The organism is Georgenia sp. SYP-B2076 (assembly GCF_003991205.1).
Taxonomy (GTDB): Bacteria; Actinomycetota; Actinomycetes; order Actinomycetales; family Actinomycetaceae; genus Georgenia.
Genome location: NZ_RXOZ01000031.1, coordinates 236,703 through 253,454 on the forward strand (window position 1 = coordinate 236,703; position 16,752 = coordinate 253,454).

At 70.9% G+C, this 16,752-nt stretch carries 13 protein-coding genes; 2 read left to right on the forward strand and 11 right to left on the reverse strand.

The features are described 5' to 3' along the window. Nucleotides 1-144: 144 nt before the first annotated feature. The 10 genes from EJK16_RS12230 to EJK16_RS20535 form a co-directional block, all read right to left on the reverse strand. Nucleotides 145-2,376: an ABC transporter ATP-binding protein gene (locus tag EJK16_RS12230; protein ID WP_205739735.1), complete on the reverse strand. Its 2,232-nt coding sequence runs from the start codon at nucleotides 2,374-2,376 to the stop codon at nucleotides 145-147. Next, nucleotides 2,373-3,305: an ABC transporter permease gene (locus tag EJK16_RS12235; RefSeq protein ID WP_127129685.1), complete on the reverse strand. Its 933-nt coding sequence runs from the start codon at nucleotides 3,303-3,305 to the stop codon at nucleotides 2,373-2,375. Before EJK16_RS12235 ends, EJK16_RS12230 begins: the two co-directional genes overlap by 4 nt. Further along, a complete protein-coding gene (locus EJK16_RS12240) occupies nucleotides 3,302-4,285 on the reverse strand; it encodes an ABC transporter permease (RefSeq protein WP_127129687.1) in 984 nt (327 codons plus the stop codon). The genes EJK16_RS12235 and EJK16_RS12240 overlap by 4 nt, the downstream gene beginning before the upstream one ends. Nucleotides 4,286-4,486: 201 nt before the next feature. Next, nucleotides 4,487-6,229 (reverse strand): ABC transporter ATP-binding protein, encoded by a 1,743-nt coding sequence (locus EJK16_RS12245; RefSeq protein WP_127129689.1) that lies wholly within the window; start codon nucleotides 6,227-6,229, stop codon nucleotides 4,487-4,489. Further along, on the reverse strand, nucleotides 6,226-7,212 hold the full coding sequence (locus EJK16_RS12250; RefSeq protein ID WP_127129691.1) for an ABC transporter permease: 987 nt from the start codon (nucleotides 7,210-7,212) through the stop codon (nucleotides 6,226-6,228). The genes EJK16_RS12245 and EJK16_RS12250 overlap by 4 nt, the downstream gene beginning before the upstream one ends. Next, nucleotides 7,205-8,131 carry an ABC transporter permease gene (locus EJK16_RS12255; RefSeq protein WP_127129693.1) on the reverse strand — a complete coding sequence of 309 codons (927 nt, stop codon included), beginning with the start codon at nucleotides 8,129-8,131 and terminating at the stop codon, nucleotides 7,205-7,207. The genes EJK16_RS12250 and EJK16_RS12255 overlap by 8 nt, the downstream gene beginning before the upstream one ends. Before the next feature lie 180 nt (nucleotides 8,132-8,311). Next, nucleotides 8,312-9,937, reverse strand: coding sequence for an ABC transporter substrate-binding protein (locus tag EJK16_RS12260; protein ID WP_370276030.1), 1,626 nt, complete (start codon nucleotides 9,935-9,937; stop codon nucleotides 8,312-8,314). Between the two features lie 457 nt (nucleotides 9,938-10,394). Beyond that, nucleotides 10,395-10,823 (reverse strand): spore germination protein GerW family protein, encoded by a 429-nt coding sequence (locus tag EJK16_RS12265; protein ID WP_127129695.1) that lies wholly within the window; start codon nucleotides 10,821-10,823, stop codon nucleotides 10,395-10,397. A gap of 77 nt (nucleotides 10,824-10,900) precedes the next feature. After that, a complete protein-coding gene (locus tag EJK16_RS12270) occupies nucleotides 10,901-11,692 on the reverse strand; it encodes a carbon-nitrogen hydrolase family protein (RefSeq protein WP_127129877.1) in 792 nt (263 codons plus the stop codon). A gap of 108 nt (nucleotides 11,693-11,800) precedes the next feature. Further along, nucleotides 11,801-12,214, reverse strand: coding sequence for a WhiB family transcriptional regulator (locus tag EJK16_RS20535; protein ID WP_127129697.1), 414 nt, complete (start codon nucleotides 12,212-12,214; stop codon nucleotides 11,801-11,803). A 187-nt stretch (nucleotides 12,215-12,401) separates the two neighbouring features. On the opposite strand from EJK16_RS20535, the gene EJK16_RS12280 reads away from it, so the two are divergent. Together EJK16_RS12280 and EJK16_RS12285 are read left to right on the forward strand one after the other, a co-directional pair. Next, on the forward strand, nucleotides 12,402-13,706 hold the full coding sequence (locus tag EJK16_RS12280) for a glycosyltransferase (RefSeq protein ID WP_370276037.1): 1,305 nt from the start codon (nucleotides 12,402-12,404) through the stop codon (nucleotides 13,704-13,706). 401 nt (nucleotides 13,707-14,107) lie between these two features. Continuing rightward, on the forward strand, nucleotides 14,108-14,476 hold the full coding sequence (locus tag EJK16_RS12285) for a hypothetical protein (protein WP_127129701.1): 369 nt from the start codon (nucleotides 14,108-14,110) through the stop codon (nucleotides 14,474-14,476). Nucleotides 14,477-15,078: 602 nt separating this feature from the next. Here the strand turns inward: EJK16_RS12285 and EJK16_RS12295 are convergent. Continuing rightward, nucleotides 15,079-16,398 carry an amidohydrolase family protein gene (locus tag EJK16_RS12295; protein ID WP_127129703.1) on the reverse strand — a complete coding sequence of 440 codons (1,320 nt, stop codon included), beginning with the start codon at nucleotides 16,396-16,398 and terminating at the stop codon, nucleotides 15,079-15,081. Nucleotides 16,399-16,752 lie beyond the last annotated feature (354 nt).

Genomic DNA, 16,752 nt, shown 5'->3' on the forward strand with positions numbered 1-16,752 from the left:
GGCGACGGCCCTCGAGCGGGGCCGTGGCCTCTGGCGCAGCAACTCGGTCTGCTCCACGTTCTCCGGAGATAGAACCACGGCGACGGTCAGAAGCCCGCATTGGTCTCACCATTGGCGTCGCCATCGTGACCGGATCGAGACCCGTCACGGCGTCGGGGCCTGGCCGGCGAAGTGGCAGGCGGCCTGCTGGTCGGGCGCGCGCTCGCGCTCGACCGTGAGCCGTCCCGCGCCCCGTTGCCGCAGGGACGCCTCGTCCGCCGTCCGTCGGTGCCGTCCCGTGGGCACCGGCCGCAGCGAGGGGTCCTCGGTGGCGCACCTGGCCTGCTCGGGTGCGTCGAGGTCGGCGAAGAGCGGGCAGCGGCCGCGGAACCGGCACCCGGCGTCGGGGACGGCGTCGACGTCGACGTCGGCCGGAGCGGGCACCTCGCCCCGGAGGACGACGCGCGTGCGCCACCGCTCGACAGCGGGGTCGGGCACGGGGACGGCGGAGAGCAAGGCCTGCGTGTAGGGGTGCGCGGGGCGCGCGAAGACGGTGCCGGCCGCGCCGACCTCCACGATGCGCCCGAGGTGCATCACGGCCACCCGGTCGGCGAGGTGACGCACCACCGACAGGTCGTGCGAGACGACGAGGTAGCTCAGGCCCAGCCGCGTGCGGAGCTCGTCCAGGAGGTTGACGATCCCCGCGCGCACGGAGACGTCGAGGGCGGAGACCGGCTCGTCGAGCACCAGCAGCCGTGGCTCCAGCGCCAGGGCGCGGGCGATGGCGACGCGCTGGCGCTGGCCGCCCGAGAGGTGCTCGGGGAAGCGGGCGGCGTGCGCGGCCTCCAGGCCGACGAGGTCCATGAGCTCGCCGACCCGCCGCTCGCGCGCTCCCCCGCGCACGCCGTGGGCGTGGAGCGGCTCGGCCAGCAGGTCGAAGACCGGCATGCGCGGGTCGAGGGACGCGCTCGGGTCCTGGAAGACGACCTGAAGGTCCCTGCGCAGCGCGGCGCGGGCCGCCGGGCCCCGCAGGCCGGCGACGTCCTCGCCGAGCACCGTGAGCCGACCCGCGGCCGGGGCCCGGAGCTCGAGGATCTCGCGCACGAGGGTGCTCTTCCCGCTGCCCGACTCGCCCACGAGGCCGAGGACCTCGCCGGCGCGCAGGTCGAGGCTGACGCCGTCGAGGGCCCGGACGGTGCCCGCACGGCGGCGCAGCACGCCCCGGGACCGGAGGGGGAAGTGCCGCACGAGACCCGTCACCCGCAGGATCTCCGGGGCCTCGAGGCGCCCCTTCGGGGCGCCCCGGTGGGGGGCTGGCGGCCGAGGGTAGAGGGCGTCGCCGGTGAGGGACCCGTCGGCCAGCTCGCCGCCGCGGTGGCATGACGCCGTGTGGAGGCCGGCCGATCCGCCGTCGGCCGATCCGCCGTCGGCCCATCCGCCGTCGGCCGGGGCGTCGCCGGCGGCGCGCGGCGCCCCGACCGCCGCGAGCGGCGGCTCCACGCGGCGGCACACATCCACCGCGCCGGGGCAGCGCGGCGCGAAGGAGCATCCTGGTCCGGCGCCCAGCGGCGACGGCGGCTGCCCGTCGATCGTGGCGAGCGCCGTCCGCCCGTCGGCGTCCGGCCGCGGGAGCGCGCCGAGCAGCCCGATCGTGTACGGCATCCGGGGGCGGGCGAAGATCTCCCGGACGTCGCCGTGCTCGACGATCCGGCCCGCGTACATGACCGCGACGCGGTCGGCCATGCCGGCGACGACGCCGAGGTCGTGGGTGATGAGGACGAGCGCCGCACCGGTCGCGCGCTGCGCGGCGCGCAGGACGTCAAGGATCTGCGCCTGGACCGTGACGTCGAGCGCGGAGGTCGGCTCGTCGGCGAGGATCACGTCGGGCTCGTTCGCGATCGCCATCGCGATCACGGCGCGCTGGCGCATGCCGCCGGAGAGCTCGTGGGGGAAGGCGGTGGCCCGGGCGCGCGGCCGGTCGATGCCCACCAGGTCGAGCAGCTCGACCGCCCGCTCCCACGCGGCGCGGCGCGGCATGGCCTGGTGGGCGCGGAGCGCCTCGACGACCTGGTCGCCGATCGTGTACACCGGGGTCAGTGCGGCCATGGGGTCCTGGAAGACCATCGCGACGCGCGCGCCCCGGACCCGGGACAGCGCGGCGTCACCGGCGCCCAGCAGCTCCTCGCCGCGCAGGCGCACCGAGCCGGTGACTGCGCTCCCCTCGGGGGCCAGGCCCATGATCGCCAGCGCCGTCATCGTCTTGCCGGAGCCGGACTCCCCCACGACGGCGAGCACCTCGCCCGCCCGGACCGCGAGGCTCAGGCCGCGGACCGCGTGGACGACGCCGTCGTCCGTGGGCAGGCGCACGTCCAGGTCCGTGACCTGCAGGACGGTCACGGGCGCCCCGAGCGTGGGTCGAGCGCGTCGCGCAGGCCGTCGCCCACGAGGGCTACCAGCACGAGCAGGAGCACGAGCGCCCCCGCGGGGCCGAGGAAGACCCAGGGGAACGTCGCCGCCGTGCGCTGTCCCTCGGCGATGAGCGTGCCCAGCGACGTCGCGGGAGCCTGGACGCCCAGGCCGAAGTAGGACAGCGACGTCTCGGCGAGGACCGCGCCGGCCAGGGCGAGGGTCGCGTCCGCCACTAGCAGCGAGGAGATGTTGGGCAGGATGTGGCGGGCGATGAGGCGCGGCGTGGAGACGGACATGTAGCGCGCCGCCGCGACGTACTCCAGCCGCGTGACCGCCAGTACCGCCGAGCGCACCACGCGCGCCGAGAGCATCCAGCCCAGTCCGGCCAGCACGACGACCATCGTGGCCGCGGAGGCGCCGGGCCCGCCGGGGCGCCCCGCGACGACGGCCACGAGTATGAGGCTGGGGACGACGAGGAGCAGGTCGATGACCCACTGGGCCGCCCGGTCCACCCAGCCGCCGTAGCAGGCGGCGACGGTCCCGACGACGGCGGCGACCGCCGTCTGCAGGACGGCGACGCCGAGGCCGACGACCATCGAGGTGCGCAGCCCCTGGAGCGTGAGGGCGAGGACGTCGCGGCCGGCCTGGGTGGTCCCCCACCAGTGCTCGCCGTCCGGCGGGCTGAGGAAGCTGTCCCGGTCCACGTCCAGGTGGCCCCACGGCAGCAGCATCGGGCCGACGACCGCCAGCAGTGCGAGCGCGACGACGCCGACCAGGCCGGTCACCGCGCTGCGACGGCGGACGAACCGCCGGGCGACGAGCCGTCCGCGCGTGCGGCGCGGGACGGCGACACCCGCCGCGAGACCAGGGCCCACGGGTGCCCCGCGGCCCGTCACCGGCGCGCCCGTCGTCGTCATCGCAGCCGCACCCGCGGGTCCAGCGCCGCGACGACGAGGTCGGAGAGCAGCGCGCCGGCCGCGACGCACACCCCGCCGAACGCGGCGAAGGCCACAGCGCCGTTGACGTCCTGGCCTGCGATCGCCGCCATGCCGAAGGCCCCCATGCCGTGCCAGCCGAAGACCAGCTCTGTGAAGGTCGCCCCCAGCACGAGGCCCGCGACGGTGAAGGCGAAGTAGGACGCGGTGGGCACCAGCGCGGTCCGCAGGGCGTGGCGGCGCAGGGCCGTCGCCCGGCGCAGGCCCCGGGCGCGGGCGGCGCGGACGTGCTCGGCGCCCATGGTGTCGAGCATGAGGTTGCGCTGGATGCGGCTGAAGTAGGCGGCCTGCCCAGCGGCCAGGGCCAGCGTGGGCAGCAGCAGGTGCTGGAGGCGGTCCGCGACCGGCGCCAGCACGCCGTCGCCGTGGCGGCCCGTCTCGCCGAGGAACTCGAAGACCTGGGTGCCGGTGGCCTGGTTGACCCGGACGGCGACGATCTGCAGCACGACGCCGAGGACCAGGGCGGGCGTCGACACCACCAGCAGGGACGCCAGGGTCACGACGCGGTCGCCGGCCCGGTGGCGCCGCGTGGCGGACCACGCCCCCAGCGCCACCCCGGCGACGGTGCCGAGCACCGAGCCGAGGGTCATGAGCCGCACGGAGACCCACACGCGGGTGCCGATCTCCTCGTTCACGCTGGCGCCCGACGGCGTGCGCCCCCAGTCCCAGGACGTCACGACCCCGGCCAGCCAGGTCCGGTAGCGCTCGAGCAGCGGGGTCGCGTCGCTGAGGTTGTACGCCCGCAGCGAGGCCTCGACCGCCGCGCGGTCGAGCGGCGGGTTCCGCAGCTCGTACAGCGACCGGGGGTCGAGCTGGGACGCCGCGAGGAGGTAGACGAGGCTCACCGCTAGGACGAGCAGCACCACGTAGCTCACGAGCCTGCGGGCGAGGTACTGCAGCATGGGCCAGCTTTCGGGCGCGCGGCGACGGACCGGCCGTGGCGGGCGGCTGCGCCGGGCCGCCGTCCCACGGGTTGACGGGCGTCTGAGCGGCGCCCGGCCAGATTACATGGCGGTCGGTGTCCGGAACGGTTCGGCGCGACCACGAAGGGGACCGGAGGCGTGGCCTGCGGTCCCCTTCGCTGTGCTCTCGCGCGGTCCGTGTCAGACCAGCAGCGTGTCCTCGGGACCGGCCGGCACGACGTCGAGGGTCGAGCCGGGGATGGCCGCGAGCAGCTCGCGGGTGTATGCCTGCCGCGGGCTGTCGAAGACCTCGTCGGTGGTCGCCATCTCGACGATCTTCCCCTTCTGCATGACCGCCACGTGGTCGGCGATCTGGCGCACGACGGCGAGGTCGTGCGTGATGAAGAGGTAGGTCAGCCCGAGCTCGGCCTGGAGGTCGTTGAGCAGGGTGAGGACCTGGGCCTGGACGAGGACGTCGAGGGCGGAGACGGCCTCGTCGCACACGATCAGCTTCGGCTGCAGCGCCAGCGCCCGGGCGATGGCCACGCGCTGGCGCTGGCCCCCGGAGAGCTCGTTGGGGTAGCGCCGCATCGCGGACTTCGGCAGGGCCACCATGTCGAGCAGCTCGGCGACCTTCTCGGCCCGGGCCTTCTTGTTCCCGACGCCGTGCACGCGCAGCGGCTCCTCGATCGTGCGGAAGATCGAGTACATCGGGTCCAGGGACCCGTACGGGTTCTGGAAGATCGGCTGGACCTGCCGGCGGAAGTCGAACAGCTGGCGCTTGTCGAGGCTGCCGACCTCCGTGCCCTCGAAGACGACCTTCCCGCTGGTCGGCTCGAGGAGGTTGAGCATGACGTTCGCCACGGTGGACTTGCCCGAGCCAGACTCCCCCACGAGCGCCATGGTGGAGCCGCGCGGGATGGCGAAGGACACGTCGTCGACGGCCCTGAACGTCTTGCCCGCGCCCGGCACGCCCCCGCGCAGGTGGAACTCCTTGGTGAGGTGCTCCACCTCCACGATGTTCGCGGCCTGGGCGGTGCCGGCGCTCGTGAGCAGCTCGGAGGACTCCTCGCCACGCTCCTTGGCGCTCTGGATCCGCCGGGAGGCGAGCGACGGCGCCGAGGAGACGAGCCGCTGGGTGTAGGGGTGCTGCGGGTCGGCCAGGATCTGCCGGGCGGGGCCCGACTCCACCACGCGTCCGCGGTGCATGACCACCAGGTGCTCGGCGCGCTCGGCCGCCAGGCCGAGGTCGTGGGTGATGAACAGGACCGCCGCACCGAGCTCCTTGGTGAGGTGCTCGAGGTGGTCGAGGATCTGCCGCTGCACCGTCACGTCGAGCGCCGAGGTGGGCTCGTCGGCGATGAGCAGCTTCGGCCGCGCGGCCAGGCCGATGGCGATGAGCGCGCGCTGGCGCATGCCGCCGGAGAACTCGTGCGGGTACTGCTTTGCGCGCCGCTCGGCGTCGGGCAGACCCGCCTCGGTGAGGACCTCGTGGACGCGCTGCTTCGCGGCCGCGCCCTTGGCGATGCCGTTGGCGGCGAGGGTCTCCTTGACCTGGAACCCGATCTTCCACACCGGGTTGAGGTTGGACATCGGGTCCTGTGGGACCAGCCCGATCTCCTTGCCGCGGATCCCCTCGATCTGCTTGCGCGAGGGGTGCGTGATGTCCTGGCCCATGAAGGTGATGGACCCGCCGACCACCTTGCCCGTGCCGGGCAGCAGGTCGATGATCGCGTGGGCGGTCGTGGACTTGCCCGAGCCGGACTCCCCCACGATGGCCACCGACTGGCCCGGGTAGACGGTGAGGTTGGCGCCCCGCACGGCCGGGACCATCCCGGTGCTCGACGTGAAGGCGACCTCGAGGTCGCGGATCTCGAGCAGCGGCTGGGCGCCGTCCAGGTCCGCGGCCGGCTGCGTCGTCGTGTCGGTCATCGAGTGGCTCATCGGGTCCGCACCTTCGGGTCCAGGGCGTCGCGCGCGGCGTCGCCCATCATGATGAAGCCGAGCACGGTCAGCGCCAGGGCCCCGGCCGGGTAGAAGAGCACCGAGGCGTTGGAGCGCAGCGAGGCCTGGGCCTGGGAGATGTCGCCGCCCCAGGACACGATGGACGACGGGAGGCCGATGCCCAGGAAGCTCAGCGTCGCCTCGGCCACGATGAACGTGCCGAGCGCGACCGTGGCGTAGACGATGATCGGCGCCGCGGCGTTGGGCAAAATGTGCCGCGCCAGCGCCCCGAACCGGCTCACCCCGAGGGACTTCGCCGCCGTGACGTAGTCGTTGTTCTTGACGCTCATGACGGACCCACGCGTGATGCGCGCGATCTGCGTCCAGCCGAACGAGGCCAGCACCGCGGCGACGGTGATCGTCGTGCGGCTGTCGGAGAAGAGCTGCATGATCACGATGGCCGCCAGCACCAGCGGGATCGCGAAGAAGATGTCGGTGACGCGCGAGAGGATCGTGTCGAACCAGCCGCCGAAGAACCCCGCGATGGCCCCGACGATGGTGCCGACGATCAGCACGGCGATCGTCGTCAGGACGCCGACCGTCACCGAGGCGCGCGCCCCGTAGATCGTGCGCGAGTAGATGTCACAGCCCTGGCGGTCGAACCCGAACGGGTGGCCGGCGGTCGGCGCGGCGAGGCTGTTGGCCAGCTCGCAGAACCGCGGGTCCTGCGACGTGAACAGCTGCGGGAACGCCGCGACGGCGCAGACCAGCACGATGATGGCGGCCGAGACCCAGAAGATGGGACGACGGCGCAGCTTCTGCCACGCCTCGCTCCACATGCTCGACGGCGCCCCCGTGTCACTGACGGCGTCGACGGCGCCCAGGCCCGTCTCGTCGAGCTCCGCGAAGAAGTGCTCCTGGTGGCGGCGGACCGCGAGCGGCTCGGGGCCGCGCGATGGACCGGTGTGGGTGATGTCAGGCATAACGGATCCTCGGGTCCAGGGCCGCGTAGAGCAGATCGACGAGCAGGTTCGCGACGATGTAGATCAGCACGAGCACGGTGGTCAGGGACACGACGGTGGCGGCCTCTCCCTGGGTGATCGCCCGGAAGAGCGTGCCGCCGACGCCGTTGATGTTGAAGATGCCCTCGGTGACGATGGCGCCGCCCATGAGCGCACCGAGGTCCGCACCGAGGAAGGTCACCACGGGGATGAGGGAGTTGCGCAGCACGTGCACGTTGATCACGCGCGGCCGGGACAAGCCCTTCGCGGTGGCGGTGCGCACGTAGTCGGCGCCCAGGTTCTCGGACACCGACGTGCGCGTCAGGCGCAGGACGTAGGCGAAGGAGACCGCGCCCAGCACGATCGCCGGCATCAGCAGGCTCTCGAACGAGACGTTGCCGCCCACGGTGGTGGGGAGCCAGGAGAGCTTCACGCCCACGACGAACTGCAGCACGAAGCCGATCACGAAGGTCGGCACCGCGATGACGACGAGACTGATGACCAGCAGCGTCGAGTCGAAGATGCCGCCCTTGCGCAGGCCGGAGAGCAGGCCGGCGGCCACGCCGAAGATGGCCTCGAAGACCAGCGCCATGACCGAGAGCTTGAACGTGATCGGCAGCGCCTCCTTGATGACGTCGAAGACGTCACGGCCGGAGAACGTGATGCCGAAGTCAAGCGTGAGAATGCCCTGGAGGTAGAGCAGGTACTGCACGATGAACGGCTCATCGAGGTTGTAGCGCTGCCGGAGCTGGTCCTGGACGGCCTCCGGCAGCCCGCGGTCACCGCCCAGCGCCGCGATGGGGTCGCCGGGGAGGGCGAAGACCATGAAATAAATGAGCAGGGTGGCCCCAAGAAACACAGGGATCACCTGCAAAACCCTGCGCCCGATGTACTGGAGCATCAGGTCTCCTCCTCGTTCGAATTTCGCGTCTCGCGCTGCGGTGGCCACACGCGCCGTACGACAATACGCCGCGGACAGCCGTCTACGAATTGCTGTGATCCGTCCCACAGCACAGATGTGGGGGGCGAGACCGTGAGGTCCCGCCCCCCAATAACCGTCACAGATGCGGCTGCATCAGCGTCAGTTCTTGGTCACCTCGTACATCTGCGGGATGCTGTTCCAGCTGAACTCCACGTTTTCGACGCCCTCGGCCCAACCGCCGTTGACGTTGGAGTACCACAGCGGCACCTGCGGGAGATCTGTGAAGAGAATCTCCTGCGCCTTCTGGTACAGGGTGGTCGCCTCGTCGACGGAGCCCGCGGTGGCGGCCTCCTTCAGGAGCGCGTCGAACTCGGGGTTCGTGTACTGGCCGTCGTTGGAGCCGGCGCCGGTGGCGAACATGGCCCCCAGCGAGTTGTCCATGCCCGGCCAGTCGAACTGCCAGCCGGAGCGGAACGCGCCCTTCATCGTGCCGGCGTCGCGGTCGTCGAGCAGCGCCTGGAAGGCCGGGTAGGGCTGGCCCTCGACGTCGATGCCCAGGGTGTTGCGGATCGAGTTCGCCACGGCGTCGACCCAGGTCTGGTGGCCGCCGTCGGCATTGTAGGCGATGAAGAACGTGCCGGTGTACGGCTCGATCGCCTCGGCCTGCGCCCACAGCTCCTTGGCCTTCTCCGGGTCGAACGCGAGCACCTCGGAGCCGGGGATGGAGTCGGACCAGCCGTTGACCACCGGGGAGGTGAAGTCGGTGGCCGGGGTGCGGGTGCCCTGGAAGATCGTCTCGGTGATCTCCTGGCGGTTGATCGCGTGGGAGATGGCCTGACGACGCAGGTGGCCCGCCTCGCCCGCGAACTCCGGCAGGTACTCCGGGAACGTGAAGGACTGGAAGATGGCGGCCGGCTGGTTGACCGAGCGGCCCGCCAGCTCGTCCTCATAGGTGGCGAATGCGGAGTCCGGGATCGCGTCGATGACGTCGAGGTTCCCACCGAGGAGGTCGTTGTACGCCGCGTCCTGGGTGTCGTAGAACTTGACGGTGACGCCGCCGTTCTGCGGGACGCGCTCGCCCTTGTACTCCGGGTTCGGCACGAGCGTGGCCTGGACGTTGTGCTCCCAGGCCCCCTCGCCGTCGAGCATGTACGGGCCGCTGGCGATGGGGTTCTCGCCGAAGGCCGCCATGTCCGCGAAGGCGGACTCGGGCAGCGGCGCGAACGCGGTGTAGCCCAGGCGCAGCGGGAAGTTGGCGTCGGGCGCCGTGAGGGTGACGGTGAAGGTCTTGTCGTCGACGACCTTGAGGCCGGTCAGCTCCGAGTCGACATCCCAGGAGAAGCCCTCGATGGTCTCGAAGAAGTAGCTGTTCGCCTGCGCGTTGCTCAGCAGGGCGCCGTAGTTCCAGGCGTCCACGAAGCTCTTGGACGTGATGGGCGTCCCGTCGGAGAACGTCCAGCCGTCCTTCAGGGTGATCGTGTAGGTCTGGTTGTCCTCGGTCTCGATGGACTCGGCGACCTCGTTGTGCGTGCTGCCCTCGGCGTCGTAGTACACGAGGCCGGCGAAGATCATGTCGGTGATCTTGCCGCCGTTGGTCTCGTTGGTGTTCGCCGGAAGGAGCGGGTTCTGGGGCTCACCGCCATTGACGGTGACGACCGCGGTGCTCGCGCCGCCGTCCGCAGCTGTGGTGTTCTCGTCGCTGGTGTCACTCGAGCTGCACGCGGCAAGCACGAGGGAACCGGCGAGGACTGAGGCGGCCACGCCCGCCATACGCCTGGTCTTCAATGTTCCTCCTGATGAGAGAGCACGATGCTCTTCCGGCCCAGAGCCGCGCGCAGCACGCTCGGCGACACAGCCGACGCTGGGTAGGTTTCGGCAAGGATAGATCTCGGTCCGGCCCGGAACGAAATAGGGTAGCTGATCGTTACGCGATCGTGACCACCATGTGAGACGTCCCACACGGACGTACCTGAGACGCCACGCGGCCGTTTGCCCGAAACCGCACGTTTGCACGGTGTTCACCCCGGCAGCGGGGCCAGTCGACGGGCACGCCCCAACGACCGGCTGGGGCCCCGGACGGGAGGACGGCGCGCGGCGGCCTGGGACACCCGGGTCCGTTAACGCTTTGCCGGGGAGTCGCGACCGATGCGGCCGCCCGTCGGGGGTTCGGCGGTGCCGGCGGCCGCCCGTCGGGGGTTCGGCGGTGCCGGCGGCTGGGCGCTCGGGGCGCCGACGCCGGAGCTCAGCGGCCGCCGAAGCGGCGGCGCTTGCGCAGCGCCCAGGACAAGGACACGACGGCGATCGCGCCGACGATCTGGCCGCCGAGGATGATGCGGTTGAGGTCCATGGCGGGCTGCCAGTGCACCTTGCCCTCGCGGATGACGTAGACCCCGACCGGCCGGGCGCGCACGCCGAAGCCGCCGCCACCGCCGGAGCCTTCACCCGCCTCGTGGTGACCGTGACGCCCCTCGGGCCTGGGCGGCTCACCCGGCCGCTGCTCCCCCGTCAGGCCACTTCCGAAGCCCATGCCGCTCCCGCCCATGATCTTCGCGACCGGGATCACCAGCACGCCCTCGTGCTGGTAGGCCTCGCCGAAGACCCGTCGCACCGTCAGTGCCTCGCGGGCGCTCTCGGTGGGGAGGTTGACGTTGCCTGTGACCGACTCGTTCATCGTGGCCTCCGGGGGCGGGCGGCGGTGCGTCGAAGGGGTGCGGCGAGTCCAGCGTAGGGGCGGGCCGCGCCGCCCGGCTACAGCGGGCGGACCTCGAACCGCCGGTTGACCAGGCTGGGGTTGCGCTCGCGCACGGCGCTGATGCGCTCGGCCACAACCTCGGCGACCACCACGCCAGGTTCCTCTCCCGCCGATGCCAGCACCTCGCCCATCGGGTCGACGACCATGCTGTGGCCCGTGCAGTGCGGCCCCGTCTGACCGCTGGCCAGCACGTAGGCGGTGTTCTCGATGGCGCGGGCCCTGGCGAGGGTGACCCAGTGGTCCACCTTGCCCGGCCCGGCCGCCCAGGCCGCGGGCACGGCGAGGACGTCGGCGCCGGCGTCGACGAGGAAGCGCGCCATCTCGGGGAACCGCAGGTCGTAGCAGGTCATCACGCCCACGTGGAGCCCTCCCAGTTCCAGGACCAGCGCCTCGGGCCGATGGGCGGTGAGCCGGTCCGACTCACGGTCCCCGAACGCGTCGTAGAGGTGGACCTTGCGGTACACGCCGACCAGCTCGCCCCCCTGGTTGACGGCGATCACGGCGTTCGCGGGCCGCGCCGCGCCGTCGGCCGGGCGCTCGGTCATGCCGACCACCACCGCGATGCCGTGCTCGTGCGCCGCGCGGGCGATCGCGCCGGCGAAGGGACCGCCCAACGTCTCGGCGGCGTCCAGGAGCGAGGCGGCGCCGGGCTCGTAGGACATCGTGTACTCGGGAAGCACCACAAGACGCGCCCCAGCCGCCGCGGCGCGCGCGACCAGGTCGGTGGCCTCGGCCAGGTTCGCTGTCTTGTCCGTCGTGGCGCTGAGCTGCGCGACACCCATGAGCATGGCGCTCACCCTGCCATGCGGGTCCGACACGTGCCGCGCCCCGACCGGATCCCGGTGCCCGGAGGGGTGGGGGCCGCCGCGCCCCACCGGGCACGGCGGCCCGGCGCCCTACCCGGTGCCCGTGCACGGGTGGCTCTCGGCGCGTGCGCCGCGCCGCCGCCGCTGCCGCTCCGTCACGCCACCGTAGACGCCCCGCTCGGCGGGGTGGCGCCGGCCGTAGTCGGCACAGGCGTCGAGCGCGGGACAACCGCGGCAGAGCGCCGCGGCACGTTCCTGCTCAGTGGGGAGGTCCGAGGTCCAGCCGGACTCGAGCTCGCTCCAGAAGACGCACGGGATGCGCATGCCCGCGGCGAGGACCTGGCGCAGGTGGGCGACGAACCTCGCCTGGTCCGCCTCGAGCGCCCGGTCGACCTCGTACTCGGCGGGGCGTGCGGGATAGCCGTGCCGCCGCCAGGGCGTGTCGTCGAGATACCTGTCGGCGAAGGTCGGCGCGGCCGTGGACGCGTATCGGCCGGGGAGCATCAGCGGTCGGACGCTTCCTGTGCGGGGCGGATCCGGACGACGTGGCCCGCGCGGAGCAAGGGGGTCCGGCCGGCGCCGTCGGGCGGGAGTGGGGTGAGGCGGGCGGTGCTCGTGCACATCTGAGTTCGTGACCTTCCGTGCCCTGAGGAACGTTGTGGAAGGTATTCCGCCGGAGCGGGCGGTTCGGATGCAGGGCGTTGCAGGAAGCTGTTCCGCCGGCGCTCGCTCGGGCGGGCCGGGCGGCTTCGGTTCGCGGTCTCGGCCGGCGGTCGACGCGCACCACGGCGTTGCCGGGGATGACGCCCGGTGGGACCCTCGGCATGTGCGCGTGCTGTGTGCCACGACGGGCAACGACGGCCACTTCGGGCCGCTCCTGCCGTTCGCACGAGCCCTTGCGGCGGCGGGATTCGAGGTGCGGGTGGCGGCTCCCGCGTCATACACCGGCGCGGTGTCAGGGGCGGGGTTCCTTCACGAACCGTTCGCCGACGCCCCACGTGAGCTGATAGGTCCGGTCATGGCCAGGTTGCCGACCTTGGCGTTCGACGAGGCCGACGACGTGGTGGTCCGTGAGGTGTTCGCGCGGATTGACGCGCAGGCCGGGCTGCCGTCGCTCATCGAGACGGTCGAGCGTTGGCGTCCCGATCTGGTGATCCGTGAATCCGCCGAGCTCGCCTCGCTCGCCGCCGCTGAGCGCGCCGGCGTGCCGCACGTGCACGTCTGCATCGGCATGCACGAGGTCGTCTCTCGATTCGCCGAGGCCATCGGCGACCCGCTGGAGGAGCTGGGTCGGCTCGCCGGTCTGGCAGAGGGCCGGATGACCGCCGCGCTCGCCTCCGAGACGGTCCTCAGCCTGGTGCCCGAGGTCCTCGACCACGCGGGTGGCCGCGTGCTGCCGGGAGCCGACCGCTTCATGCGGTTCCACGAACCTCCGCCGACCACCGGCGACCATCGCCTAGCCGGGTGGGGAGACCCGGACGCCCCGTTGGTCTACGTCACCTTCGGCTCAGTCACCGGCTCGCTCCCGACGTTCGCTGGCGTCTTCCGTGCGGCGCTGGATGCCCTCGCCGATGTCGAGGCGCGCGTGCTGCTGACGGTCGGGCGGAAGATCGACCCCGCCGGGCTCGGTGCGCTGCCCCTGAACGCCCACGTCGAGCAGTGGTGGCCTCAGGATGCTGTGCTCGTGCACGCCGCGGCAATGCTCGGGCACGGCGGATTCGGCACGACCATGGGCGCTCTGGCAGCGGGGGTCCCCCAGGTGGTCGTGCCGCTCTTCAGCTTCGACCAGGTCGTCAACGGCCAGCACGTCGCGGCTGTGGGCGCGGGGCTCACCGTGGGGAGGGGGCCGACAGCGGTGGGGCTCGCCGCAACAGAGGTCCCCCGACTGCTGGCGGTTCCCACCTACGCCGCGTCAGCGCGCCGCATCGCGGTGGAGATGGGCAACCTGCCGCTGCCCACGGAGGCCGTGCCCGCCCTGGCCGCCCTCGTCGGCTGACAGCGCGGGCCTGGGCGTCACCCACCGTGTGTCGGCGTAGAGAAGAACGATCAAATCTGCCGATGATCGTGCGCGGCCAGCCGCCTCCGCCTCATGCCTGACTTGGCTCATTCGTTTAGTGCGTGAGTTTCGCGCCTTGGGTCGCGTCGAGGATGGCTTGGTGGTCGGTGGGTACGGCCGGGGCGAAGGTCTGTGTGGTGCCGTTGATCGCGATGGTCGCTGAGTGCAAGCGCCGGAGCGGACGGACGACGTTGCTGATAGCGAGCCCGGTGCGGCACCGGTCAGGAGCGCCAGTTCAAGAAAGCGGCCGACCTTCAGCGCATTCTTGCGGTTGCCTCGATACGCTCCGACCAGAGCCGACCCCGCGGCCATCAACGGAAGGCGTCTCAGTGTTGCGACGAGTGACGGCAAGCGCCCTGATCGCCGCCGTGGCGAGCCTCGCAGTGGCCGGATGCACCGGCTACGACAGATACTCCGGCACGGACGGAAGTGATTGGCTCGACGACAACGGCCCGCCCGACACCGAGGCGGTCTACGAGGCGCCGCCCGCGCCAGTACCAGCACCTGCACCCGAGCCCGGCCCTTCCTATTGGACCTGCTTCTACGACCCGACGATGAACGACGACTGGCACGACGACGTCGTCTGCAGCAACGGCATCGAACAGCACCGTCCGTACCTCAGGACATGGGACTCGTTCATCACCGAGGACGAGATGTGGGCATCCGCGCTCGAGTACGAGAACGAACTCAATGCCAGTCTCTCCCCGTAGGCGAGGCCGCGCCGGATGCGCCCGCCTGCGCCTTCGCCGCGGCCCGGACGTCATCCACGCGGCCGGCGCAGGCGCTGACCGAGCGCGTCTCGCAGAGGAACGGGTTCATCCCGATGAACCAGGCGCGCGCGGCATCGTCGCCCTCGGCGCCGGCCACGACCTCCCACGCCTCAAGCCCGGCGCCATGCAGGCGACATCGGCGATCTGGACCGCCGTTCCCGACGCGGTCCTCACACGCCCGATGACCGCCACACCGCCGGCTCTAGACACCCTTTAGTGCGTGAAAACGCACTAACCACGGGCCATCACCGCAGGTCATGAACCTCCACCGGTCAAACGCGCCCGACCGTGAGCCAACTCAGGCCATGCTCCCTGCAGGGCGGGCTCCGTGCGAAGACGCGCCGTTCACACGTTGAAGCGGAACTCCACGACGTCGCCGTCCTGCATGACGTAGTCCTTGCCCTCGATACCGCTCAACCTCACGACGAAGGCGCGCCCTATGACGTTCGTCGCACTGGCACGGCAGCCGCTCGTTTCGTCGACGCCTGACAGCGGCGGCCCGGCTTACGACCGCGGCTGACGTGCCACGATGCCCGCCCAACTCAGAAGGAGTCGAGCCGTGCATCCAATTCCGCATGACGAGTGACCGAGGGCGTGTCGATCATGTCGCCTCGCGCGACGACCATTCTCAGATTCACGAAGGCACGGAACCCGTCGATCGGGTTCGCATCGAGTACAACCAGGTCCGCGTCTTTGCCCGTCTCGATCGAACCGGTAATGTCGTCCAGACCGAGAATCCGCGCGTTAGTTTGAGTGGCGGCGTTAAATGCCTGAGCCGGAGCGAACCCCCCGTAACGCACGAGGAGGTCCATCTCTCGCCACGCGTCGTAGTGTGTCACGTAAGTCAGTGCCGAGTCGGTGCCCATGCCGATCGCGATGCCGTGCTGCCGTGCGTCCTCGATCCCCCGCATCATCTCTTCAAAGACCATTGCCGCGTTGGCTCTGACGACGTCGCTGGCGCCCGTGATCGACTGGTCGAGCTTCACGAGCGGCAGACATACCAGGATTGTCGGAATGAGTGCCGAGAAGCCGCTTAGCGAACGCGGATTGTCGAGGAATAGGTCGATTACCTCTGGATCCAGCGCCGCACCATGTTCGATCGTGTCGGCTCCCGCACGGAGCGATGCACGAATACCGGCCGTGCTCTGCGCGTGGGCGGCTACGCGGATACCGGCGTTGTGTGCCTCTTCGCAGATCGCCGCCATCTCCTCCTCGGTCATCTCCGGGCGCCCGGCGTAACCGATCGCGCGAGCGTCCGTGACACCCGCCGTAGCGGAGATCTTGATCGCCTTGACTCCTCGTTGCACGTTGATACGGGCATTTCGGCGAGCTTCCCACGGAGAATCGCTGGTCAAAGCGATCTGGGGTGCTCCATGCCCTCCGGTGATCGCGAGCAGCGGTCCCGAGCCGAGCACCCGCGGGCCGCGATACTCGCCTCGCTCGATCTCGTCTGCAACCTCGACAACCTCGTAGGCCACGTCGCCGACACTGCGAATCGTGGTGACTCCGGAATACAACTGGGTCAGCACATTGGCCTTTGCGCGCTTCTTGAACAGCCGCCGGCCGACAGGGCCGCGTCCGAACCTCGCGAGGACTCCCGCCGTGGACTCCTTCAGGAGGATCTTGGGAAGCGGCAGGCCGTTGGAGAACAGGTGCGCGTGGGCGTTGATCAAGCCAGGAACGACGAAGCGCCCAGTCAAGTCAACGACCTTATAGCCGGCCGGGACAACGGTATCCGCCGACAGGCCGACTTGTTCGATCTTCCCGTTCGCTCCCACGACAATAGTTCTACCGGGCAGCACGGTCCCGTCTCGATCACCGGTAACAATTGTGACGTCGGAGAAGGCAAACGGTTCCGGCACGATCGACTCCTCGCCTCGGAGGTGCGCACCAGACAGTACCGGAGGGGTGGCCGCCAGGGAAGGATCACCTAACGGTCGGTAAAACTTCGGGCAGCAGACGAGCGATCATGGCTCTAATTTGGATGACCGAGAAGTCATACGCTTCATCCACGATGACGATGTCGCACTGGCGACTCGATGCGGACGCCAGTCCTTCCGCGACGTCATTTCGCCCCTCTTGCCCGCGGCAATCTTCGGTGCATGGAACGGCAGCAAGACCTCGTCGACCATCTTCTGTTGTCGACCCGCGGCAACAACCCTCGACCATTTCGGTCACGGGACGCGTAGTTCCTGATGTCACTCAGCGGGCTAGAG

Coding starts and splice junctions, on each gene's coding strand:
- EJK16_RS12235 (WP_127129685.1), bottom strand. CDS start 3,305: ATGACGACGACGGGCGCGCCGGTGACGGGCCGCGGGGCACCCGTGGGC.
- EJK16_RS12240 (WP_127129687.1), bottom strand. CDS start 4,285: ATGCTGCAGTACCTCGCCCGCAGGCTCGTGAGCTACGTGGTGCTGCTC.
- EJK16_RS12245 (WP_127129689.1), bottom strand. CDS start 6,229: ATGAGCCACTCGATGACCGACACGACGACGCAGCCGGCCGCGGACCTG.
- EJK16_RS12250 (WP_127129691.1), bottom strand. CDS start 7,212: ATGCCTGACATCACCCACACCGGTCCATCGCGCGGCCCCGAGCCGCTC.
- EJK16_RS12255 (WP_127129693.1), bottom strand. CDS start 8,131: ATGCTCCAGTACATCGGGCGCAGGGTTTTGCAGGTGATCCCTGTGTTT.
- EJK16_RS12265 (WP_127129695.1), bottom strand. CDS start 10,823: ATGAACGAGTCGGTCACAGGCAACGTCAACCTCCCCACCGAGAGCGCC.
- EJK16_RS12270 (WP_127129877.1), bottom strand. CDS start 11,692: ATGCTCATGGGTGTCGCGCAGCTCAGCGCCACGACGGACAAGACAGCG.
- EJK16_RS20535 (WP_127129697.1), bottom strand. CDS start 12,214: ATGCTCCCCGGCCGATACGCGTCCACGGCCGCGCCGACCTTCGCCGAC.
- EJK16_RS12280 (WP_370276037.1), top strand. CDS start 12,402: ATGCAGGGCGTTGCAGGAAGCTGTTCCGCCGGCGCTCGCTCGGGCGGG.